Here is a 21394-nt window from a genome sequence, read left to right as displayed (position 1 = left end):
CGTATAAGTCAGGCAGCCTGCATTTTCCTGGACTTGTCTGTCAACGCCAACAAAAATTGGGGAGAATTGAAATGTCTTTGTCACGCTCGAAAACCGCACTGGGCGCCGCACTGCTGGGCAACCTGCTCGCCGTATCCTTACCTTTGGCCGTCGCGCCAGCCGCCCACGCTTCCAGCCACCGCGAAGCGCCGTTCATCACGCAAAATCCGAAAGTCGACGGTACCGACTTCTACATGTTCCGCAGCTACGAGGCGGGACGCGGCGCCTACACGACCCTGGTGGCCGACTACCTGCCGCTGCAAGACGCGTACGGCGGCCCGAACTATTTCTCCATGGACCCGAACGCCCTGTACGAAATCCATATCGATAACAATGGCGACGGCAAGGAAGACCTCACCTTCCAGTTCCGCTTCACCAACACCATCAAGAACGATCAGTTCACCGTGGGCGGCAAGAAAATTTCGATTCCGCTCGTCATCAACGGCGGCGCCATCGATTCCGTCAACCCGGCTGGCCTGAACGTGCGCGAAACCTACAGCGTGACGGTGGTGCGGGGCGACCGGCGCAGCGGAACCCGCAGCGCCGTGACCAATGCCACGGGCGGCGGCACGACGTTCGACAAGCCCGTCGACAATATCGGCAACAAGGCCATTCCCAACTATGCCGCGTATGCCGCGCAGCACGTCTACACGGTCAACATCCCAGGCTGCGCCGCGCCGGCGCGCATGTTCGTCGGCCAGCGTAAGGACCCCTTCGTGGTGAACCTGGGCGAAACGTTCGACTTGATCAACATCAAGGCGCCCGCCACGGAGTTCGCGGCGAATGCGGAATCGGCCGCCAAGGATGACCTGGCGCGCAAGAACGTCACGGCCCTCGAACTGGAAGTGCCGACCGCTTGCCTGACGGCCGGCAGCGACCCCGTCATCGGCGGCTGGACCACGGCCAGCCTGCGCCAGGGACGCTTGCTCAACCCCGCGCCGGGCAGCGCCATTCCCGCATCGAAGGAAGGCGGCGCGTGGGTGCAGGTGTCGCGCCTGGGCATGCCCCTGGTGAATGAAGTGGTAATCGGCCTGAAGGACAAGGACCGCTTCAACGCCAGCAAGCCGTCGGGCGATGCGCAATTCGCCGATTACGTGAAAAATCCCACCGTGCCCGCCCTGGTGGAAGTGCTGTTCGGCTCGGCAGGCGCCAAGGCGCCCACCAACTTCCCCCGCAACGACCTGGTGGCCGCCTTCCTGACGGGCATCAAGGGTGTCAACCAGCCAGCGACGGTCGTCGCCTCTGAAATGCTGCGCCTGAATACCGCGATCGCTCCTACGGCCGTCGGCGCGCAAAAGCGCCTGGGCGTGATCGACGGCGACAACGCGGGCTTCCCGAACGGCCGCCGCCCCGGCGACGACGTGGTCGACGTGGTGCTGCGCGTGGCCATGGGCAAGCTGTGCACGCTGAACATCGGCTGCGCCCCGGCCGATGCACCCGCCGGCGGCCTGCACTTCACGGACGGCGCCTTCCTCGATGAAACCTACTTCACGGCAGGCTTCCCCTACCTGAAAAACCCCATCGCCGGTTCGCCGCAACTGTAAGCCAACGAGGAGAATGCGATGAAAAAGCTCCAAGCAATCGGCGCCCTGGCGCTCACGACCCTGCTGGCCGGCTGCGGTGGCGGCGGCAGCAGCCATGGCGGCGATAACGGCAATGGCGGCACCACGCCGCCGCCCGTGGTCATGCCCGACGCCTTCTATGCCGCCGTCAGCGACGTCATCACGACCACCGGCGACGACAAGGATGGCATCGACATCGACGCCATCGTGGCCACGTCGCCGGACGACACGGAACCGGTGCCGCTGTAAGCCTCACGCGGGCGCCGGGGCATGAATGCCCGGCGCCTGCGCCCTTCCACCGTCGACACGGAAGCATCCGCAATGAAAACACCGCTTTTCCTGCTGTGCGCCTGCCTGCCCCTGCTGGCCTGGGGCGCGCCCTACACGCCGAACGATGGCGGCGCCGTCATCGAACAGTTGCCGCGCCGCGCCGACGCCACGCAGCTCGCCCTGCGCGGCCTGCGCCAGCAACTCGACGCCGCGCCGCAGGACCTGGCGCTGGCCACCGGCCTGGCCCAGCGCTACATCGCCCTGGCGCGCAGCGAAACGGACCCGCGCTACCTCGGCTATGCGCAGGCGGCGCTGGCGCCGTGGTGGCGGCAGGCGGCGCCGCCCGTCCCCGTGCGTCTGCTGCGCGCCACCATCCTGCAAAGCACCCACCATTTCGGCGCCGCCCTGCAAGACCTCGATGCCGTCATCGCGCAGCAGCCGCAAAACGGCCAGGCCTGGCTGACGCGCGCCACCGTGCTCACCGTGCAGGGCGACTACGCCCAGGCGACAGCGGCCTGCGCGCGCCTGTCGGCGCTTTCCACGCAGCTGGTCACCGTCACCTGCCTTGCCAATATCGCCAGCGTCACGGGCCGCGCCGCCAGCAGCGAACATTTGCTGGACCTGACCCTGCGGCGCAGCGCCGGCGCGGCGCCCGAGCTGGAAAGCTGGGCCGCCACCCTGCTGGCGGAAATGGCCACGCGGCGCGGGGAAACCACGCTGGCCGAGGCGCGCTACAAGACCTCGCTGGCGCGGCAGCCGCGCGACAGCTACCTGCTGGGCGCCTATGCGGATTTCCTGCTCGAGCGGCAGCGCCCGCAGGAAGTCGTCAACTTACTGAAGGACCAGCAGCGCATCGACGCCCTGCTGCTGCGCTACGCGCTGGCCCTGCAGGCGCTGCCCGGCCGGCAAGCGGCCTTCCAGGCGGCGAAAGCGGAATTGGCGGCCCGCTTCAACGCCGCCATGCAGCGCGGCGACACCGTGCACCAGCGCGAGCAGGCCCGTTTCGCCCTGTTCCTGCAGCAGGATGCGCCGGCCGCCATGCACCTGGCGCAGCAGAACTGGGCCATCCAGAAGGAAGTGGCCGACATGCGCATCGTGCTGGAAGCGGCCCTGGCCGCCCGCAACTACGCGGCGGCGCAACCGGTGCTGGCCTGGATCGCGGCGCATGGCGTGGAAGACGCGGCCCTGCGGCGCCTCGTCAGGCAGCTGGGGCCGCAGGGTGGACAGAAAATCAGTACCGCGAAGAAAGCAGGTGTGCTGTGAAACGCTGCCTGTTCATCGTGCTCCTGTGGGCCTGGCTCGCCCCCGCGCAGGCCCACAAGCCCAGCGACAGCTACCTGAGCCTGGCGGTGCACGGCCAGCAGATCGCAGGGCAATGGGACATCGCGCTGCGCGACCTCGATTTCGCCATCGGCCTCGATGGCAATGGCGACGGCGCGCTGACCTGGGATGAAATCCGCGCGCGCCATGCGGCGATTGCCGCCTACGCGCTGCAGCGCCTGCAGCTGGCCAGCGACCAGGGCGTCTGCCCCTTGCAAGCCGTCGAACAGCTGGTCGACAGCCACACGGACGGCGCCTACAACGTGCTGCGCTTCCGGGCCACTTGCCCCGGCACTGCGCCTGCCAGTGTGACTATCGGCTATACGCTGTTCGCCGACCTCGACCCGCAGCACAAGGGGCTGCTCAAGATCGATAGCGGCGGCACGACGCAAACGGCCATCTTCGACCCGGACAACCCGCGCCAGACGATGTCCCTGGCCGCGCCCGACCGCCTGGCGCAGTTCGGCGCCTACGTGAAACACGGCGTCTGGCATATCTGGATCGGCTACGACCATATCTTGTTTTTGTTGTCGCTGCTGCTGCCGGCCGTGCTGCTGCCGGGCTTGCGCGACCAGCGGCAGGGATTGAAAGCGGCATTTTATGACGTGCTGCAGGTCGTCACGGCCTTTACGCTGGCCCATTCGATCACCCTGAGCCTGGCCAGCCTGTCGCTCGTCTCGCTGCCGTCGCGCTGGGTGGAGTCGGCCATCGCCGCTTCCGTCATTTTGGCCGCGCTGAACAACCTGCTGCCCCTGTTCCACGGCAAGCGTCCCGTGGCCGCCTTCGCCTTTGGCCTGATCCACGGTTTCGGCTTTGCCAGCGTGCTGCGCGACCTGGGCTTGCCGCAGGGTTCCCTGCTGGCCAGCCTGCTCGGCTTCAACGTGGGCGTGGAGCTGGGCCAGCTGGCCATCGTCGCCGCCTTCCTGCCCCTCGCCTGGCTGCTGCGCAAGACCTGGCTGTACCGGCAAGTGCTGACCGTCGGTTCGCTGGCGATTGCCCTGGTGGCGTGCGTGTGGCTGGTGGAGCGGGTGGCCGATATCAAGCTGATCAGCGCATGAGCAGGGCCATTCATTAACGCGGCTAATAAGACCATGCCGATTCCAGCGGCTTATCAAAGAGTAGATGACACCGTAGAGTAGCTCCTGTCTATGACCGAAGGAGCTTTGCCATGAACCATGTCACCCTGAACAACGGCGTAACGATGCCCCTCGCCGGCTACGGCGTCTTCCAGATTCCCGATCCCGCCGAGTGCGAGCGCAGCGTCATCGACGCCATCGCTTCTGGCTACCGCCTGACCGACACGGCCGCGTCCTACCTGAACGAGGCGGCCGTCGGCCAGGGCATTGCCCGCAGCGGCGTGGCGCGCGAGGAACTGTTCATCACCAGCAAGCTGTGGGTGCAGGACACAGGCTACGAGCGCACGCGCGACGCCATCGAGCGGTCGCTGCAACGCTTGCGGCTCGATTACCTGGACTTGTTCCTGATCCACCAGCCGTTTGGCGACGTGCACGGTTCCTGGCGCGCCATGCAGGACGCGTACCGCAGCGGCAAACTGCGCGCCATTGGCGTCAGCAACTTCCAGCCCGACCGGCTGATGGACCTCATCGCCTTCAACGACATCGCACCCGCCGTCAACCAGATCGAAGTCAATCCCTTCCACCAGCAGGCCGACAGCGTGGCCTTCATGCTCGAGCACGGCGTGCAGCCGCAAGCGTGGGCGCCGTTCGCCGAGGGCCGCAACAACCTTACATGGCCGCCATCGCCCCCCTGGAAACGGGCAGCAGCAGCTTCTTTTCGCACCGCGACCCGGCCATCGTCCAGTGGATGGCTGAACGCAAGCTTGATATTTAAGGGAAAACACACATGCCAACAAAAGATACAAGCACGGGCCGCCGCGGGTTCCTGCTGGCGGCGGGCCCCCTTGCCGCCACGCCCTTGATCAGCTCGGCGCAGGGCCAGACGGCGCACGCGACGCTGGCGGGCCGCCGCAAGCTGGGCCAGCTGGAAGTATCAAGCATCGGCCTGGGCGTGCAGAACATGAGCCGCAGCTACCAGACGACGATTCCCAGCCGTCCCGAAATGCATCAAATCATCCGCACGGCCTACGAACGGGGCGTCACTCTGTTTGACGCGGCCGAAGCCTACGGCCCGCACGAGGTGGAACGCATCCACGGCGAAGGCGTGGCGCCGTTTCGCAAGGACGTCGTCATCGCCACCAAGTTCGGCTGAAATATCGACCAGCAGACGGGCCAGCGCCGCCCCGGCCTGAACAGCCGCCCCGCGCACATCAAGCTGGTCGTGGAAGGCATGCTCAAGCGCCTGCGCACGGACCGCATCGACTTGCTGTACCAGCACCGGGTCGACCCGCAAGTGCCGATCGAGGACGTGGACGGCGCCGTGCAGGAGCTGATGCGCGAAGGAAAAATCTTGCACTGGGGCTTGTCGGAAATGGGTTTGAACACCCTGCGGCGCGCCCATGCGGCCCTGCCCGTTTCGGCGGTGCAAAGCGAATACTCGATGCTGTGGCGCGGGCCGGAAGATGGCGTGCTGGCCCTGTGCGAGGAACTGGGCATCGGCTTCGTGCCGTGGAGTCCGCTGGGCGTGGGTTTTTTGACGGGCGCCATCGACGCCAAAACGCGCTTTGCCGACGGCGACATCCGCCGGATCGAATCGCGTTTCTCACCGGAAAACCTGCCGCATAACCTGGCGCTCGTGACCCTGCTCAACAGCTGGGCTACGCGCAAGAACGCGACACCGGCCCAGATCGCCCTGGCCTGGCTGCTGGCGCAGCGGCCGTGGATCGTGCCCATTCCCGGCACCACGCAGCTGGCGCACATGCTCGACAACATCGGCGCGGCCAGCGTGCGTTTGACGCCAGCGGAAGTGAAGGAATTGAACCAGGCCGTGGCCGCCATCCGGGTGCAAGGGGCAAGGCTGCCCGATGCCGTGCTGGCCTACTCCGGCGTGGAAGCCGCAGTCCGGCCTGGCCTCAGGGAAAGCCGATAAACCCCGCCGGCACGGTATCGACCAGCCACACGCCATTGGCCGACACGTAAAACGCGTGACCCTGCGCCTGCATGGCGGCCGCATCGACCGTCAGCACGACCGGCTTGCCATGGCGCGCCCCCACGGCCATGGCCGTTTCACGGCTGGCCGACAAGTGCACGTGGTTGCGCGATCCCGGCAGCAGGCCGCCGGTACGGATCGCCTCGACAAAGCGGCTGGCCGTGCCGTGGTACAGCACGGCGGGCGGCGTGGCGGGCGGCAAGGCGATATCGACGGCGGCCAGGGAATGCCCCTGGTTGGCGCGGATGCGCAAGCCGTCATCGCTGATCGCATAGCGCGTCTTGCTGTCGCGCGCCACCACGTCATCCAATTGTTCACGGGAAAGGCGGCGCCCATGCCGGGCCGATTGCGCCAGCAGCTGGCCGATGTCGGCCCAGCCGTTGCTATCGAGCGCGAGTCCGATTTTTTCGGGGGCGTGGCGTAATATGAGGGAGAGGAATTTACTGGTATGTACTAAATGATCTGTCATGCCCCAGTCTACCGTTATCAGAACGCATATGACAAGGTCAGGCGTACGGAACGCGGTTCGACCGGATGGAAATGCCGGTCATTCACCCCGTCCGCCGCCTCGCCGGGCAGGCGCGACGCATAGTAATAATCGATGTCGCTGGCGCGCTTGTTGAACAGGTTGAACACGTCGAGCGACAGCCGCGTCTTGCGGTTGAGCTGATACGCCAGGCGCGCATACGCGAGGGTGGTCGAGGCGGAGCGCACGCTATTGTCCTCGATCAAGGGACGGGGGCCGAAATAGCGCAACTGGAACGCACCCGACCACGGGCCCCGGTCCGTCACCGTCACGCCGAACGACGCCACCTTGTCGATGGCGCCGGGGATATGGTTGCCGGCCGGATCGTTTTGCGTGTAGCGCGAGCGCGAGGCGGCCAGGTCCAGGTCGAACAGCAGCCACGGGGCGGCAACATAATGGTTGTTCCACTCGATGCCGTGGCGGCGGCTGGCGCGGCTCGCTTCCGTTTCGCCCGCGTCACCGACGAACAGCAGTTCCGACGCCACGTCGAGCCGCCACAGGGCCAGCGAGCTTTGCAAGCCCGGCAGCCATTCCGTGCGCGCGCCCAGTTCCATGCCTTTCGTCGGCACCAGGGGCGTGACGGGCGCGGAAGGCGTGCCATCGGACAAGCGCGTCTGCGTCGTGCCCCGTGCATCATTGCTATGAAAACCCTTGCCATAGTTCACGAAGAATTCCGTCTTGCTCCATGGACCGAGGATCAATGACAGCTTGGGCGACACTACGTGGCCGCTTGCCGCGCCGCTGTTGCCGGCTATGCTGCTGGCCACATTGAAACGGTAGGCGTCGTAGCGCACGCCCGCCACGGAACGCAGCCACGGCAGCCACTGGGCCGTGTTTTCGCCGTACAGGCCGATGCTGGCTTCGCGCACCTTGTCTTCGCGCACCGTGCTTTGCCGCACTCTGTCCACCGTGCTGTACAGGCCCACGGGCGACAGGCGGTCATAACGGGCCTGCACACCGAGCTTGTTGCGCAAGGGAAGACCGAACAGCGCCGTGGTCCAGCTTTCGCTGGCATTCACGCCCGCCACCGTGCGCCGCTCGCTCTGCTGGAACTGGTCGCCGGTGGCCGGATTGGCGAGGAAGTAGGTGAAATCGCTGTTCAGTTCCAGCTGCGAGCGGATCAGGTAGGCGTCCAGTTCGAACAGCCGGTTTTCCGTGCGCTGGCGCATCGCGTACGACAGACTGGTGCGCGAGGTATCGCCACCGTCGCCGGGCGCCAGCGAGCCGAAACGACCGATCTTGCCGGACTCCACGGCGCGCAGCGGCACCTGGTCGGTGGCGTTCCAGCTGTTCCTGTACGCCATGGCCGTCACGCTGAAGCCGTCGTCTTGCGTGCCCTGGCGGTAGCGCAGCACGCCGCTGACCTTGCGCACGCGCTCGGGCACGTCCCAGGGGCCGTTGTTGCGGTGCACTTCCAGGCCGTACAGCAAGGTGCCAGCCCCGACAGCGACCGAATCGGCGACGACGCCGCGCACATAGCCGTGCTGGCCCACGGACACGCTGGCCTGGCCTTGCGGCAATTCGTCCGCCAGGCGGATGCGGGCGCTGCCTGCCGAGGAAAAATCGCCTTCGCCCGCGAAATACGGCCCCTTCTTGTAATCGATGCGCTGCACCAGTTCGGGAATGAGGAAATTGAGGTCGGAATAGCCCTGGCCATGCGCATGCGTGCGCATGTTGACGGGCATGCCGTCGACATAGGTGGCAAAATCCGTGCCGTGGTCGAGGTTAAAGCCGCGCAGGAAATACTGGTTGGCCTTGCCGTCGCCGCTGTGCTGGGTGACGATCAGCCCCGGCACGAATTCCAGCAACTCCCCCGTGCGCAAGGCGGGCCGGTTGACGATCAGCTCATTGGTGATGACGCCCTGGCTGGCCGCGTCCGACGTGCCGACGGCGTTGTCGTAATGGCCCGTCACGCGCACGGTGCGCGACGATTCCATGTTCGATGCGGCCTCCGGCGCAGCCGCCTTGCCGGCGCCGGCGAGCAGCAACAAGGCACAAGCTGCCAGCTGTTTGCGCTTTATCAATCGCATCGCGTCTCCCCTTTTTATGATGTCAGTACAGGCTCCTACGGGATATATACGCGGCAGGCTGGCTGCCTGGATTCAGCCTTTTTCAAGGAGCGACCGTGGACCTGAGCGACAGCAGCGGCAAGGCGACAAAAACCGCCACGGCGGCCGTGCGCAAGCGCGACGTGCTGCCCTACATCCTGCTGTTCATCCTGCTGGCGGGCTTGCTGGCCGTGCTGGCGGGCGCCCTGCTGCCGCCCTACTACCACGCCGTGCCGGCCCTGCTGTGGAGCCTGGGCTTTTGCGTCAGCGGCATGCTGCTGGGTTTTTTGTTCGGCATCCCGCGCACCCTGCCTTCGGGCACGGTCAACATGGCGCCGCCCGACGAGCGGACCAATGGCAAGAGCCGTCCTAGCGACGAGGCGCCGCCGGCAGGCGCCGAAGCGGCGGCCGGCACCCCCAGCAATACCCTGTTCCTGGGCACGCCCACGCCCATGGAAATCAACTCGAATCTGGTGGAAGTGTCGGACTGGCTGACGAAGATCATCGTCGGCGTGGGCTTGATCGAGCTCAAAAGCCTGCCCGGCAGCGCGCGCAGCATGGCCGCCTTCATCGCGCCCAGCCTGGCTGCCGATACGGCCACCGCGATGGCGGTAGTGGGCGGCATCATGCTGTTCTTTTCCGTGCACGGCTTTTTGATCGGCTATTTGCTCACGCGCATTTACCTGTCGATCATGATCAAGCGGGCTGACAGCCTCGTCAAGAATGAGTCCGTGCGGCTGGAGAGCGGCAAGGAAATCGAAGTGACGGAACTGAGCCGCCTGCAGCAAAAGTCGCTCGACGACATGCAGGAAGCCGTCACGCAACTGCTGCTGGCCCACCCGCCCGATGGCGGCGCCGCCGTCGCGGCCCTGGCCGGCGTGCCGACGGCGCAAAAGCCTGCCAGCCTGGTGCTGTGGCTGGACGACCATCCTCGCAACAATACCTTGCTGGTCGAGCAACTGGAACGGGAAAACATCAAGGTAGACCAGGCCGTGTCGACGCGGCAGGCGCTGGCCATGCTGCAACAGAAGCATTACGCGCTATTCATCACGGACATGGCCAGGGTGGAAAACGGCCGCCGGGTCAAGGATGCGGGTGTGCGCACGGTGCGCGAAGTGCGCCAGACCTTGCCGGACCTGCCCATCGTCGTGTATTGCAGCAAGGATACGGTCGCCAGTTACGGCACGGAAGCGCAGGCGGCCGGCGCCCGTTTCATCACCACGTCAGGCACCAGCCTGCTGGCCAGCGTCAACAAGCTCATACATGAAAAACGCGAGGATGGCGCTCAGCCACCGTCGTAGGCGTAGCTGCCCACATGGTGCAGCGAGCTGCGCTGCGGATGCGCCAGCTGATTCGGCGCAAACACGCAGACGACCGTATCGGCCAGCAAGCGCTGCCCATCCACGCACGCCTGCGCCAGCCAGCTGTCCGCATACGACACGCCATCGAGCAACTCTGCCAGCGGCGCGGGCGAGGCCAGCAGCGCGCTCTCGAAACAGGCCGGCTCATAGCACGTGAGGCCCGTTTCCAGGAAGAATGGCGACGGCACGGCATCGCCGTCTTCCGTGTACGCGGGAGACAAGTAAGCCTGCAGCGCTTCCCAGCTGGCAAAGCGGCCGCTGCAGACAAACACGTGGACCGTGGGCACGCTGTCGCACACGTTTACAGCTTCTCCATCTTTTGCCGCACGGCCGGCGCCGTCGAAGCCGTCGGCGCCAGTTCCAGATAGGTTTTATAGGCCGCTTTCGCCTTGGCGGCATCGCCGGCCTTGGCATAGGCGTCGCCCAAGTTCAAATAGGCGATGGCGCGCGACGGGTCCATCTTGACCGTGTTTTCAAACCAGCGGGCCGCTTCGCGGTATTTTTCCTGCTTGTAGAAGACAAAGCCCAGGTTGTTGGCCGCCAGCGCGAAGTCGGGACGCAATTTCAGCGCTTCCGTAAATTGCGCTTCCGCCGCCGCATACTGTTTCTCCTTGTACAGCTGCAAGCCCCGGTCGTTGGCCCGCTGCGCCAACTGGCGCGTGGACGTCGGCACGGCGCCCGGCGTGACAATCTTCTGTTCGCCGCCCTGCAAATCCTTCACCGTCACGCTGGCCGTCGCCGGCTTGGCGTCGAGCTTGCTGTTCAGGGCAATGGCTTCCGTCGACAGCTGCGTCGTGTTCGGGCTGAGGAATTCCGTCTCGCCCGGCAATTCGAAGACGAAATCGCCCCCTTCCGAGCCGGGCAAGCTGCCGAACGCGGGCGTCTGGTTCGATACGCTGGACACGGCGGGCGCCACATAGGCCGCCAGTTCCGTGGCCGTGATCAAGCCATCGCCGTTCAGGTCGCCCTTGCCCGCCAGGCCCTGCAGCAGGGTCCACGTGAACACGGAATGGCCGTTAGGCCCGCCGTCGGCTACCAGCTGGTCGCCGCCGCCGGCCGTCAGCATTTGCCGGCCGATGCGTTTGGCGTTGTCGCGCAAGAACGAGCTGGAACCGGCGCCGCGCGTCAGGCCCAGGCCGCTGTAGCAGGCATCCATGACGAAGAACGCATGCTTGGCCGTCAAGGACTCCGCGATATTCTGGATTTCCGTCATCGGGATCGCATCCGTGGCAAACTGCGCCGGGTCGGAATCGACGGGCACGATGTAGCCGAGGTCGCGCCCGGAGCTGAGCTTGCGCGTGGCGCCGTGGCCGGCGAAGAAGACGAAGATGCGGTCATTCTTTTGCACGCCGCCATGCGCCAGCTTGTCGTGGAAGGCGGCCAGGATATTGTTGCGCGTCGCTTCGCCATTTTTCAGGGTCACGACGCGCTCGGGCGCAAACGCGAATTTCTCGATCAGGGTTTCGCGGATGCCTTGCGCGTCGCGCACCGCATATTGCAGTTTCGGCCATTTCGCATAATCGTCGATGCCGATCACGACGGCCCAGGAATTGGCGTAACCGGTGGTGACGGGCACTTTTTCCGGCGCGGGCGCCGTGCTTTTGGCTACCTGGAAGCTCGTGCCATCCCAGCCCGCGAATTGATAACCTTCGGCGATCAGCTTGTCGAGCACGGCCGGCAAGGCTTTCACCGTGCGTTCATGGATGTCGTGGAACAGGACGATGCCGCGCCCCGCCTTGTCGACGGACGCCAGCACCCGGTTCGTGATGGAACTGGGCACGGGGTCGGCCCAGTCCAGCGAATCGATATTCCACATCACGGATTTCAAATGCGCGTCGGCCAGCGCGGCCATGCCTTCGCTGTTGCGCGCGCCATATGGAAAGCGGAACAGCGCGGCGCGGTCGGGGCTGATGGCCTTCAACAGCGTATCGGTGCCGAGGATCTCGCCTTTCAGCTTGTCGCCCGTCTGTTTCGACAATTGTGCGTGGCTGAAACTGTGGTTGCCCACGGCATAGCCTTCTTTCATCAGCTTGCGGCTCACTTCCGCGCCCGCGCCCAGCTTGGCGTGGCCTTCCGCGTCGAGCGATCCGAGGTTGCGGCCCACGTTGAAGAACACGGCCGGCACGCCATACTGTTTCAAAATGGCGCTGATTTCTTCCGTGTAGCGGCGGTGCGGGCCATCGTCGAAGGTCAGCACGATGGTTTTCTTCGGCAAGCCGAGGCCGAAGATTTCCGCTTCATCTTTTTTTGGCGCCGGCTTGGCTTCCGGGACAGAACCGGCCGGGGGTACCGCATACGGCACGACGATGCCGTTTTCCTTCAGAATCTGTTCGCGGCTGTAGAGTTTTTTCAGCTGTGCCACGTAATCGTCCCAGCGTTCCCGCTTGAGTTCAATGGAACGCTGGCCCAGGTTGCCGAAGATTTGCCGGATTTCCTTCTCGTAATTACGCTCGATCTCGCCCAGCGCGTCGAGGTCCTCGGAAATACGTTTGTGCAGCTTGATCGCCGGCAGGGAGGTATCCTTGGCCACGTCGGCCAGCATGCTTTGCAGCAGTTCGCGGAAAGCCAGGCGGTCCGCGTCGTACAGGCCGGGATCGGATTCGATATACGTGAGCAGGCTGTCGAGCGCTTCGAAGCGGCCCGGATTGGTCGGCGCCGTCAGCTGGTCGAGCGCCGCATCGAGCCTGGCGATGCGTTCCTGGTTTTCATGGAACAGGGCCTGCCCCACCTTGCGGGCTTCATCGCGCGCGCCTTCCGGCAGGCTTTGCTCGTCGGCCAGCAGCACGATAATCTTGCGGAAATTGCCCAGCAAGTCGCGGAACTGGGCGGCCACGGCGGCCGTATCGACGGTCGATTGGGTCGCGGCGGCCGGGCTGCCCGAGGCGGGTGCGCCCGGCGTGGCGGTGGCGGCGGGACGGGTGTAGCTATAAATGCCGGCCCCAGCGGCGAGTGCCACGACGACGGTGGCGGCGATCTTGATCGGCTTGGAAGTCACAGGCTTGTCATTCCCTTCACATACTATGCATAGAATTCAGATGGCGCGGATGCGCCCGATGCATAATTGTAAAGCACGCTAGGCACAAGCTCAGCCCGCACGCTGAATTTGGGCAATAATATCGCTGAACACCTTCATAGATAGTGAAAACGGAAAAGACGATGCACAAGAAACTCTGCGCAGCCGCGCTGATGCTGGGCGTGGCCCTGATGCTGCTGCAACTACGCGCGCATGCGGGCGATGGCACGGACAACGTTGTGGCCGGGCGCGTGTGCCTGCCGCACTGAACCACGCCTCGCGCTGACGCTACACCTTGGCCGGCTCCCAGTAATTGGCCAAGCCCAGCTTTTTCAAGCCTGCCGCCACGAAGCGCGGTTCCAGCAATTCTTCCGCCGTCAACGGCAGGCGGATCAATTTTTGTTCCTGCGCAAACGCCAGCACCCGGCGGTAATGGCGGTACACGGCGTCGTCGTACAAGGGCGACCAGCGCTCCTTCCACTGCAAGCCCGGATCGTCATAGCTGCGCCGCACCACGCTGTCGGGCGTGCCGTTGCGCGTGCCATCCTTGATGATCGCTTCACGGTTGCCGTCCAGCGCCGCCCAGTGCTGGGCCCGCAGCCAGGCCGTGGCCACCAGTTCCGCGATATCGGGATGGGCTTGCGTAAAGTCGCGCCGCGCCCACAGTTCCGCGCGCATTTTACGCTCGGGCAAGCCCTTGCTGGACCAGATGATGCGGCCGATGCCCTTGTCTTCCAGCGGATAGCCATTGATCATGAACAAGGCGTCGACGGCGCCCGTGGCCAGCGCGGCCGTGCCCGGCTTGAGGTCCATATTAATCAGGCGGAAATCCGTGGGCGACATGCGCTGGTCGGCGATCAGCTGGCGCAAGCCCAGTTCCCATGGCCGGCCCCGGTGCACGCTGATGCGCTTGCCCTTCAGTTCGGCCAATGACGTGGCGCGCGAACTGGTGGGCACCAGCAGGAACTGGTCCGTGCCCCGCCCCGCCGGCACGATCACCTGCGTGCGCACGCCGCCCGCATTGAGGATGACGGACGGCAAGTCGCCATACGCGGCCATGTCGATGCGCCCGCTGGCGAACGCTTCATTCATGGTCGCGCCCGTGTCGCCCGTGACGGGCAGCCATTCCAGCCGCACGCCCCGCTGCTTGAGTTCGCGCGCCAGCCAGCCTTCCTGCTGCACCCGGTAAGCGATGCCGCCCAGTTCCGCCTTGCCGTTTTCCGCAAAACCCGTCGAGGCGATGCGCAAGGCCGCCGGCGGCGCCCCCGCCTTCGCCGCCGATACCGCCTGTCCCGCCAGGGGCAGCAAGGCCAGCCCACCCATCACCGTGCGTCGCCGCATCGCATTCTCCTCATCATCATGCATGGCCACTGTCGACGTGCTTCCCGCTCAAGCCGCCCGGCGCGTCTGCGCCAGCGCCGCTTCGAAGGGACGGGGATCGATCCACGCGCGCACGTCGACCTTGCTGGGCAGGAAGTTCCAGCGGAACAGGAAGTCGCTGAAATCCTGCAAACCCGCGACCGACGTTTCCGCCAGGTCCGTGTCCAGGCGCAGATGCGCATCCTTGCCGTAAGCCACTTGCACCCAGTACTCGCTGGCATTCGATTCGCGCGCGAGGAAACGCCGCGTCTCGTCCGCATGGCCGCGCGCCCACGCTTCGGCCCGCAGCACCTGGTCGACCAGGGTCACGGCAGAGCTGAAATGATTGTCCAGCAGGTGCGCATCGACGCTCAGGGTGCGCGGCGTGCCATTGTTGGCGCGGATCAAGGGCTCCGGATGGATGCCCGTGTCGATCACCGTATGCAGGCCGAGCTGCTGCGCCAGCTGGGCCGCCGAGGCGCCTTTCAGGAAGATGGCGTCCACTTCGCCCCGCAGCAGCCCCAGCAGTTCCGGGCTTTGCCCGCCGCGCCGCGCGCCGCTGAACAGGTTTGTGGCCGCGCCCTTCTCCGGCGCCGTTTCGCTCTGGCCCGTGCTGACCACATAATCGACCAGTTCCACGTCCGCCACGGCCAGCCCTTCCAGGCTCAGCGCGTTTTCCAGCCCGCGCAAGGCTTGCGCGCGCGCAAAGTCGATCTGCGCCTTGCTCCATAATGGCAAGCCGAAGCGCCGCCCCTTCAAGTCACGCACCGACTGGATGCCGCTGCCGGGCAAGGTCAGTATCAGTTGCGTCTCGTCCGACCATGACAGGCCGATCACGCGCGTCTCGCGTCCCGCCGCGCGCGCCCACAGGGCCGGGATATTGCCGCCGTGACGCACGGAGTTCTGCAGGGTGTGGTCGAAATGCGATTCGCGCACGGCTTCCTGGTCCGACTCGCGCAAGGAGCGCAAGCTGGTGCCGTCGGCGCGCAAGGCCTCTTCCAGCCAGCCTTGCTGCAAGGCTATTCCCAGGCCCGTCGGGACGGGGCAGCGCGTGTACCACAGGGTGTCGAGTGCGTTGTTATTGCTCATCTTGTATCTCCAGAGTGGGTGGACCGGTCAAAAAGGAAACTACAGCGCCATCCTGCGCGCCCATTCATTGCCATCCCATGAGCTGCTGGGATCTACATCCTGCGCCACGGGCGCATGCGTGTCGTCCAGGTCGCTGAAATCCGCATGCAAGCCATCGCGGATGGCGACAAAGCCCGGAGATCCCCGCTGGCGCGGGTGGGCCAGCGGCACGTCCTGCACGCGGCGCACCTTGCCCGGACGCGCATCGAGCACGACGATGCGGTCGGCCAGGTACACGGCTTCATCGATGTCATGCGTGACCATGACCATGGTGATGCCCTCGTCCTGCCACAGGCGGCGCAGTTCCTGCTGCAGGCGCAAACGGGTCAGCGCGTCGAGCGCGCCCAGCGGCTCGTCCAGCAGCAGCACGTCGGGCCGCCCCACGAGGGCGCGGGCAATCGCGGCCCGCTGCGACATGCCGCCCGATAATTGATGCGGATACGCATCTGCATAGCCGTCGAGGCCCACGCGCGCAATTTCCGCCGCCACGCGCGATGCGCGCTCGGCCAAGGGCACACGGGTATTGCTGAACGCCACGGCCACGTTCTGCTGCACCGTCAGCCAGGGAAACAGGCGGTGATCCTGGAACACGAGGCCACGGTGCAGATCCGTGCCCCGGATGGGCACGCCATCGTGCAGCAGCAAGCCCGTGTAGTCCGTGTCCAGGCCCGCCAGCAGGCGCAGCAAGGTGGACTTGCCGCAGCCGGACGCACCGACGATGGCAACGAATTCGCCCGGGGCAATCGTCAGCGAAATATCGTCGAGCACCAGCAGCGGCGCGCCTTTCAGCGAAAACGACTTGCTCACGTGCTGCACCTGCAAGCCGCCGCTCGAGTGCTGCTTGTGCGGTGACAGGGCCGAGGGGGAAACAACATCATTCATGGCGCACTCTCTGCGTTAGGATCGAAGGAAGGAATGGCGGCGGGCGGCGCCCGGCGCAACCAGCGGCTGCCGTGGAAAACCAGCCAGGCGGCCAGCCACGGCGCCAGCCAGATCAGGAATACATTGCGCAAGCCCGTCAGGTCGGCCAGGCGGCCCGCCGCCAGCGCGCCAGCCGTGCCGCCCACCATGCCGAACAGGGTCAAGTGGGCCGAGACCCTGGCCTTGTCGACGGGCGCGCGGGCGATATTGTCTGTATTGACGAGGTTATTCACGCCCAGGCCCAGTCCCAGCAGCACGGAGGCGGCCAGGTAGGCGATGCTGCTGGGCCACAAGCCGAGGATCAGCAAGGCGGCCATGATGGCCAGGTGGGCGCCGCCATACAACTGCTCGCGGTAGCGGCTGCCCAGCACGAAGCGTCCCAGGAACAGCAGCACCAGCACGCAGCTGAGTCCCTGCACGGCCATCAGCCAGACGGAATGATGCGCAGGCCAGTGCAGCACGCGGATGGCCAGCAGGATGGAAAACACGCCAACGCTGGACGCCGTGAAGCTGGCGAGGATCTCGAACAGGTAAGTCACGCGCACGATGGGCAGGCGCAGCAGTTCGCGCAAGCTGGCCGCGCCGGGCAACAAGGCTTGGCCTTCCAGCTTGCGCGGCGCCGTATTGCTGGGCAACACTTGCCAGCCCAGCACGGCCAGGATGGCGAACATCAGGGCCGAAATCAAGAAGCCTGCCTTCAGCCCCAGTTGCGCGATCAGGTAGTTTCCGCACAAGGGGCCGAGGAATTGCATGCCGAGAATTAATGTTCCCTTGTACCAGCCCGCCTTGCCCTGCCCCAGTTCCGGCAGGCGCACGAGAAACACGGTGCTCATGGCCACGATGCGCAGCGAGATACACAAGCCCACCAAAAACATCAGCAAGGCCACCCATTGCCAGCCGGGCAGCCACGGCAGCACGCAAAAGGCCAGCGCCAGGCTCAGGCTGACACCCGCGTACAGATGCTTCGGATTGCCGCGTGACAAGATGTAGCCGGCCGGTATGGTGCCCAGCGCCATGGCCAGGGTTTCCGCGCTGCTGATCGCGGCCAGCTGGAAATTGCTCACGTGCAGATGCAAGCCCAGCAAGGTGGCCAGCACCTTGTTCATGCCGATGGTCACGCCCGACAGCAGGGTCAGGCCGATAAAGCGCAGCAAGAAGGCGCGCAGCTCGCCTTCACGCGCGCTGACGGCCGCGTCTGGCTGGAATGGCAAGGATTCACTCACTGCTGCGCCCCTTCACCAGCAGGCGCGCGAGACGCGCAAACGCCACGTTCATCGCCTGCGCCAGCAAGGCGATCACGAGCACGGCCAGCAGCACGACATCCATGCGGCCCGACACTTCGCCATTGAGCAGCAACGAACCCATGCCGGGACCGGCTGAAAACAGCAGCTCGCCGCCCAGGCACGCGAGCCAGGCAAACGCCAGCGCATGCGTGACACCGGTAACAATGGCCGGCATGGCGCCCGGAAGCAATATCTGGCGCAGGGTCTGCCAGCGCGTCAGGGTCAGCACCTGCCCCACTTCGCGCAAGCGCCCCTCTACCTGGCGCATGCCCGCATACGTGTTGAGCACGGTCGGGTAAAAGGCGGCGATGGCGATCACCAGCAGCTTGGCGCCGTCGCCATTGCCCACCCACAGGCCCAGCAAGGGTATCAGGCCCAGCAGCGGCACTTGGCGGATGCTGTGGAACAGCGGCCCGATCAGCCGGTCCGCCAGCGGCGACTGCGCCATCAGCGCGCCCGTGACGATGCCGGCGCTGCCGCCCAGCAGCAAGCCGGCCAGGGTGCGGCCCAGGCTAGCCTGCAAATGCACCCACAGCTCGCCCGTGATCACCAGGTCGCGCAAGCTGTGCGCCAGGTCGCCCAGGGACACAAAGATGTAGGCGGCGGCCGCGCCCTGGCCGGAAGCCCATTGCCAGGCGCCCAGCAAGGCCAGGGGCAGCAGCGCGCCCTTGAAGATCACACTCAAACGTTGCTTCATGCGTTCTCTCCACTGCGCTTCCAGCGCATCAGCCGTGCTTCCAGCGCGTGGCAGAGCCGGTCCAGGCCAAAGCCGATCACGCCCGTCAGCACCACGCCCACCATCACCACATCGAGGCGGAACATTTGCCGGCCCATTTCCATCATCTGGCCCAGGCCGCTGTCGGCGGCCAGCAATTCCGCGCCCACCAGCACCATCCACGAGCGCGACAGGGCGATGCGCATGCCCGTCAGCGCGGCCGGCACGATGGCGGGCAAGACGATCAGGCGGATACGCTGCCAGCGCGAGAAGCAATACACTTGCGCCACCTCAAAGTAGCGCTGCGACAGGTTGCGGATGGCGTCATGCACGGCCAGCGCGACGATGAAGAAACTGGCCTTGGCCACGATAAACACCTTGAAACTCTCGCCTATGCCGAACAGCAGGATAAACAAAGGGATCAGGGCGACGGTCGGCAGCTGGCGCAGGATATGGAAGGTGGGATCGACATAGCTGCGCAAGCCAGGCGACAGCCCCAGCACCACGCCAAAGGCCAGGCCGGCGCTGGCGCCCAGGCCGAAACCGGCCAGCAGGCGGAACAGGCTGATGCCCAGGTGCTGGCCCAGCTCGCCGCTCTCGGCCAGGTCGCGGGCCGTGAGCAGCACTTGCCATGGCGACATCAAGATATGCGCCGGCATCCACTCGAAGGTGGTGGCCGCCGTCCACAGCAGCAGCAAGGCCAGCGGCGACGCCCACACGGACCAGGGCGAGCGGATAAAGCGCTGCAGCCAGGGGCTATGCGCTGCGCGTGCGGGCGCAGGGACACGCGGCAAGGCGATGGCGTTGGCGAGGGAAGTCATGGCGTCCAGTACGTTTGCAATTTCAGCTGTGCCAGCGCCTGGTTGACGAACTGGGGCGCGAACAGGCTGTCCACTTGCAGGGGGCGCCCGATCAGGCCCGCGCTCTTCGCATACGCCGCCTCGCCCACGTAATGCTGGCGCAGGCTGGCCGTAAACAACGGCGACCAGCGCGCCTGCCACGGCGTATGGTCGCCCGCCAGCTCGCGCCGCACCACGCTTTCCACCTGGCCGGCCGCCGCCTCGGTGCGCACATAGTCCTCTTCGCCGCCCGCGCCGGCGGCGCGGTGGTGCTCGCGCACATAGGCCGTCACCACCAGCTGGGCCAGCTGCGGCCAGCGTTGCAGAAAACCGCTGTCGGCCCACAGCTCGGCGCGCATCTTCCAGTCCTGCGGCGGCGCCTTGCTCGACCAGATGATCTTGCCGACCTTTTTATCTTCCAGCAGGAAGGCGTCGCTGAGGGTAAAGAAGGCGTCCGCGCCGCCCGTCGCCACGGCCGCGGCGCCCGCCTGCGGATTCAGGTTGAGGATTTTCACGTCGCGCAAGGTCATGCCATTCGCTTCCAGCAGGCGGGCAAACGGGTATTCCCACGGCCGGCCACGGTGCAAGGCGATCTTCTTGCCCTTCAGCTCCTTGATGGATTTCACCGTGGAAGCGTTCGGCACCACCAGATAGGTGTTGTTGGCGCTGCCGCCGGGCAGGATCAGCCGCGTCTGCAAGCCCGAGGCATTGGCAATGATCGATGGCAGATCGCCATACTGGGCCAGGTCGATCGAGTGGTTGGCAAACGCCTCATTGACTTGCGTGGCCACGGAATTGGTGGTGACGGGCACCCATTCCAGCTTCACGCCCAGCTTGCCCAGCTCGGCCGCCAGCCAGCCTTGCGACGCCACCTGGGCGGCGGAACCGGCAAACACGGTCTTGCCGGACGGCGCCGTGCGGGCCACGACGGCGATGCGCACGGCGGCCGGCAGCGGATCGGCGGCGGCCGCCATCGCTGGCGCCAGCAGGCTGGCCGCCACGATGGCGGCAGACAGCTTGCGCCAGCTCAAACGTAAGAATTGCAATGACATCGGGAGCCTATTCTTGAAGGTTAAACCAAATCGGTGGCAGGCAGCAAAGACAGCGCGCGCGCCGTGTCGATCAGCTTGCTCATCTTCCATTGCTGCAGCAGCACGCCGGGGCCGAAGTCGCGCGAACCGCCGATGGCTTCGGCCGCGATCTGGATCTGCGCGCCCTCTTCCAGCAGCAGGATGAATTCGGCCAGCTTCAGCAAGCCCTGCTTGCCCCACACGGTGGCGCCGCCGTTCGCTTCCAGGATGGCCGTGGCATGCGTGTTGCGGGCGATTTCGCCGAGGATGAAATCGACCTCGGGCTGGCGGCGGTCGATATAGATGGGGATTTCGCGGATCAGCTGGAAGCGCTGCACGGGCACGTAGCGGATGGGCAGGGTGCGGTGCGTCTGCGCCCATGCGCCCAGCGATGGCGAATGCACGTGCGAGATCGACGTGACCTCGGGCCGCTCGCGGAACAGTTTTAAGTAACGCGCGCCGCCGTTGTTGGCGTCGCCCACGATCACCGTGCCATCGAGCGCCAGCACGGCCGCCTTCAAAGGCTGGCCGCGGCGGAACGGGCCCGGATCGTTGACCACCACGACCTTGTCGCCGCCCGGCGTGCGCTCGACGAAGCCCACCGTGCCGTTGGCCGTCAGGCTGCCCGTCTCGCGCAAGCCATCGAAGGCGATCTGCGCATCGCGCCGCACCTGCTCGACGAAGGCCAGTTCGGCCGCCGTCAATGCCTGCGCCTGTACTTGTTGTGCTGCCGCTTGTGCCACGTCCGTCATGTCATGCTCCATTCTTGAGGTTGAGGTACGAATCAGTAATGCCGGTACTTTCGCAAGACGCGTGCCAGCGCCGGGGCCGCACAAATGGCAGCGCGCTGCTGCCTGCGCAACAGCGGCTGCTG

Annotated in this window: 18 protein-coding genes and 2 pseudogenes; 8 read left to right on the top strand and 12 right to left on the bottom strand. The window is 65.6% G+C overall.

Going from position 1 to position 21394, the window contains the following annotated elements; all coding sequences use genetic code 11:
* The first annotated feature begins 71 nt into the window (after positions 1-71).
* The 6 genes and pseudogenes from ACQ4W4_RS08825 (at position 72) to ACQ4W4_RS08800 (ending at position 6197) form a co-directional block, all read left to right on the top strand.
* The gene (locus tag ACQ4W4_RS08825) at positions 72-1583 is read left to right on the top strand and encodes a DUF4331 domain-containing protein (protein ID WP_436541645.1); all 1512 of its coding nucleotides are present in this window, start codon (positions 72-74) and stop codon (positions 1581-1583) included.
* 18 nt (positions 1584-1601) lie between these two features.
* A complete protein-coding gene (locus tag ACQ4W4_RS08820; protein ID WP_436541644.1) occupies positions 1602-1850 on the top strand; it encodes a hypothetical protein in 249 nt (82 codons plus the stop codon).
* Positions 1851-1922: 72 nt separating this feature from the next.
* Complete coding sequence (locus tag ACQ4W4_RS08815) at positions 1923-3134, top strand: hypothetical protein (protein ID WP_436541643.1); 1212 nt, start codon at positions 1923-1925, stop codon at positions 3132-3134.
* Entirely contained in the window at positions 3131-4249 is a 1119-nt protein-coding gene (locus tag ACQ4W4_RS08810) for a HupE/UreJ family protein (RefSeq protein ID WP_436541642.1), read from the top strand. Before ACQ4W4_RS08815 ends, ACQ4W4_RS08810 begins: the two co-directional genes overlap by 4 nt.
* A gap of 110 nt (positions 4250-4359) precedes the next feature.
* Positions 4360-5042: pseudogene (locus ACQ4W4_RS08805) on the top strand (aldo/keto reductase).
* Between the two features lie 165 nt (positions 5043-5207).
* Positions 5208-6197: pseudogene (locus ACQ4W4_RS08800) on the top strand (aldo/keto reductase).
* Here the strand turns inward: ACQ4W4_RS08800 and ACQ4W4_RS08795 are convergent.
* Together ACQ4W4_RS08795 and ACQ4W4_RS08790 are read right to left on the bottom strand one after the other, a co-directional pair.
* Positions 6181-6726: an RNA 2'-phosphotransferase gene (locus ACQ4W4_RS08795; protein WP_436541641.1), complete on the bottom strand. Its 546-nt coding sequence runs from the start codon at positions 6724-6726 to the stop codon at positions 6181-6183. The pseudogene ACQ4W4_RS08800 and the gene ACQ4W4_RS08795 sit on opposite strands and share 17 nt — an antisense overlap.
* Positions 6727-6743: 17 nt before the next feature.
* Positions 6744-8813 carry a TonB-dependent receptor gene (locus tag ACQ4W4_RS08790; protein WP_436541640.1) on the bottom strand — a complete coding sequence of 690 codons (2070 nt, stop codon included), beginning with the start codon at positions 8811-8813 and terminating at the stop codon, positions 6744-6746.
* Positions 8814-8908: 95 nt separating this feature from the next.
* Between ACQ4W4_RS08790 and ACQ4W4_RS08785 the strand changes: the two genes are divergently transcribed.
* Positions 8909-10132: a response regulator gene (locus ACQ4W4_RS08785; RefSeq protein ID WP_436541639.1), complete on the top strand. Its 1224-nt coding sequence runs from the start codon at positions 8909-8911 to the stop codon at positions 10130-10132.
* Here the strand turns inward: ACQ4W4_RS08785 and ACQ4W4_RS08780 are convergent.
* Entirely contained in the window at positions 10117-10491 is a 375-nt protein-coding gene (locus ACQ4W4_RS08780; protein WP_436541638.1) for an immunity 22 family protein, read from the bottom strand. The two genes, ACQ4W4_RS08785 and ACQ4W4_RS08780, sit on opposite strands and share 16 nt — an antisense overlap.
* A 2-nt stretch (positions 10492-10493) precedes the next feature.
* On the bottom strand, positions 10494-13187 hold the full coding sequence (locus tag ACQ4W4_RS08775; protein ID WP_436541637.1) for a polysaccharide deacetylase family protein: 2694 nt from the start codon (positions 13185-13187) through the stop codon (positions 10494-10496).
* A 161-nt stretch (positions 13188-13348) separates the two neighbouring features.
* On the opposite strand from ACQ4W4_RS08775, the gene ACQ4W4_RS08770 reads away from it, so the two are divergent.
* Entirely contained in the window at positions 13349-13474 is a 126-nt protein-coding gene (locus ACQ4W4_RS08770; protein WP_256608825.1) for a hypothetical protein, read from the top strand.
* A gap of 19 nt (positions 13475-13493) precedes the next feature.
* Here the strand turns inward: ACQ4W4_RS08770 and ACQ4W4_RS08765 are convergent, their stop codons facing one another.
* Genes ACQ4W4_RS08765 through ACQ4W4_RS08730 form a run of 8 tightly spaced genes read right to left on the bottom strand, consistent with a single transcriptional unit; the run spans position 13494 to position 21272 of the window.
* The gene (locus tag ACQ4W4_RS08765) at positions 13494-14546 is read right to left on the bottom strand and encodes an ABC transporter substrate-binding protein (protein ID WP_211549908.1); all 1053 of its coding nucleotides are present in this window, start codon (positions 14544-14546) and stop codon (positions 13494-13496) included.
* A gap of 48 nt (positions 14547-14594) precedes the next feature.
* The gene (locus ACQ4W4_RS08760; protein WP_436541636.1) at positions 14595-15653 is read right to left on the bottom strand and encodes an ABC transporter substrate-binding protein; all 1059 of its coding nucleotides are present in this window, start codon (positions 15651-15653) and stop codon (positions 14595-14597) included.
* Between the two features lie 39 nt (positions 15654-15692).
* Positions 15693-16574 (bottom strand): ABC transporter ATP-binding protein, encoded by an 882-nt coding sequence (locus tag ACQ4W4_RS08755; protein WP_436541635.1) that lies wholly within the window; start codon positions 16572-16574, stop codon positions 15693-15695.
* Positions 16571-17836, bottom strand: a complete 1266-nt coding sequence (locus ACQ4W4_RS08750) for an MFS transporter (protein ID WP_436541634.1) — start codon at positions 17834-17836, stop codon at positions 16571-16573. The genes ACQ4W4_RS08755 and ACQ4W4_RS08750 overlap by 4 nt, the downstream gene beginning before the upstream one ends.
* A complete protein-coding gene (locus tag ACQ4W4_RS08745) occupies positions 17829-18593 on the bottom strand; it encodes an ABC transporter permease (protein WP_436541633.1) in 765 nt (254 codons plus the stop codon). Before ACQ4W4_RS08745 ends, ACQ4W4_RS08750 begins: the two co-directional genes overlap by 8 nt.
* On the bottom strand, positions 18590-19432 hold the full coding sequence (locus ACQ4W4_RS08740) for an ABC transporter permease (RefSeq protein ID WP_436541632.1): 843 nt from the start codon (positions 19430-19432) through the stop codon (positions 18590-18592). The genes ACQ4W4_RS08745 and ACQ4W4_RS08740 overlap by 4 nt, the downstream gene beginning before the upstream one ends.
* The gene (locus ACQ4W4_RS08735; protein WP_436541631.1) at positions 19429-20502 is read right to left on the bottom strand and encodes an ABC transporter substrate-binding protein; all 1074 of its coding nucleotides are present in this window, start codon (positions 20500-20502) and stop codon (positions 19429-19431) included. Before ACQ4W4_RS08735 ends, ACQ4W4_RS08740 begins: the two co-directional genes overlap by 4 nt.
* Before the next feature lie 20 nt (positions 20503-20522).
* Positions 20523-21272: a class II aldolase/adducin family protein gene (locus tag ACQ4W4_RS08730; protein ID WP_436541630.1), complete on the bottom strand. Its 750-nt coding sequence runs from the start codon at positions 21270-21272 to the stop codon at positions 20523-20525.
* Between the last annotated feature and the right edge of the window lie 122 nt (positions 21273-21394).

The sequence above is a fragment of the Janthinobacterium glycogeni genome (genome assembly GCF_051380725.1).
Taxonomy (GTDB): domain Bacteria; phylum Pseudomonadota; class Gammaproteobacteria; order Burkholderiales; family Burkholderiaceae_D; genus Janthinobacterium.
This window is presented reverse-complemented; position numbering and strand designations above follow the sequence as displayed.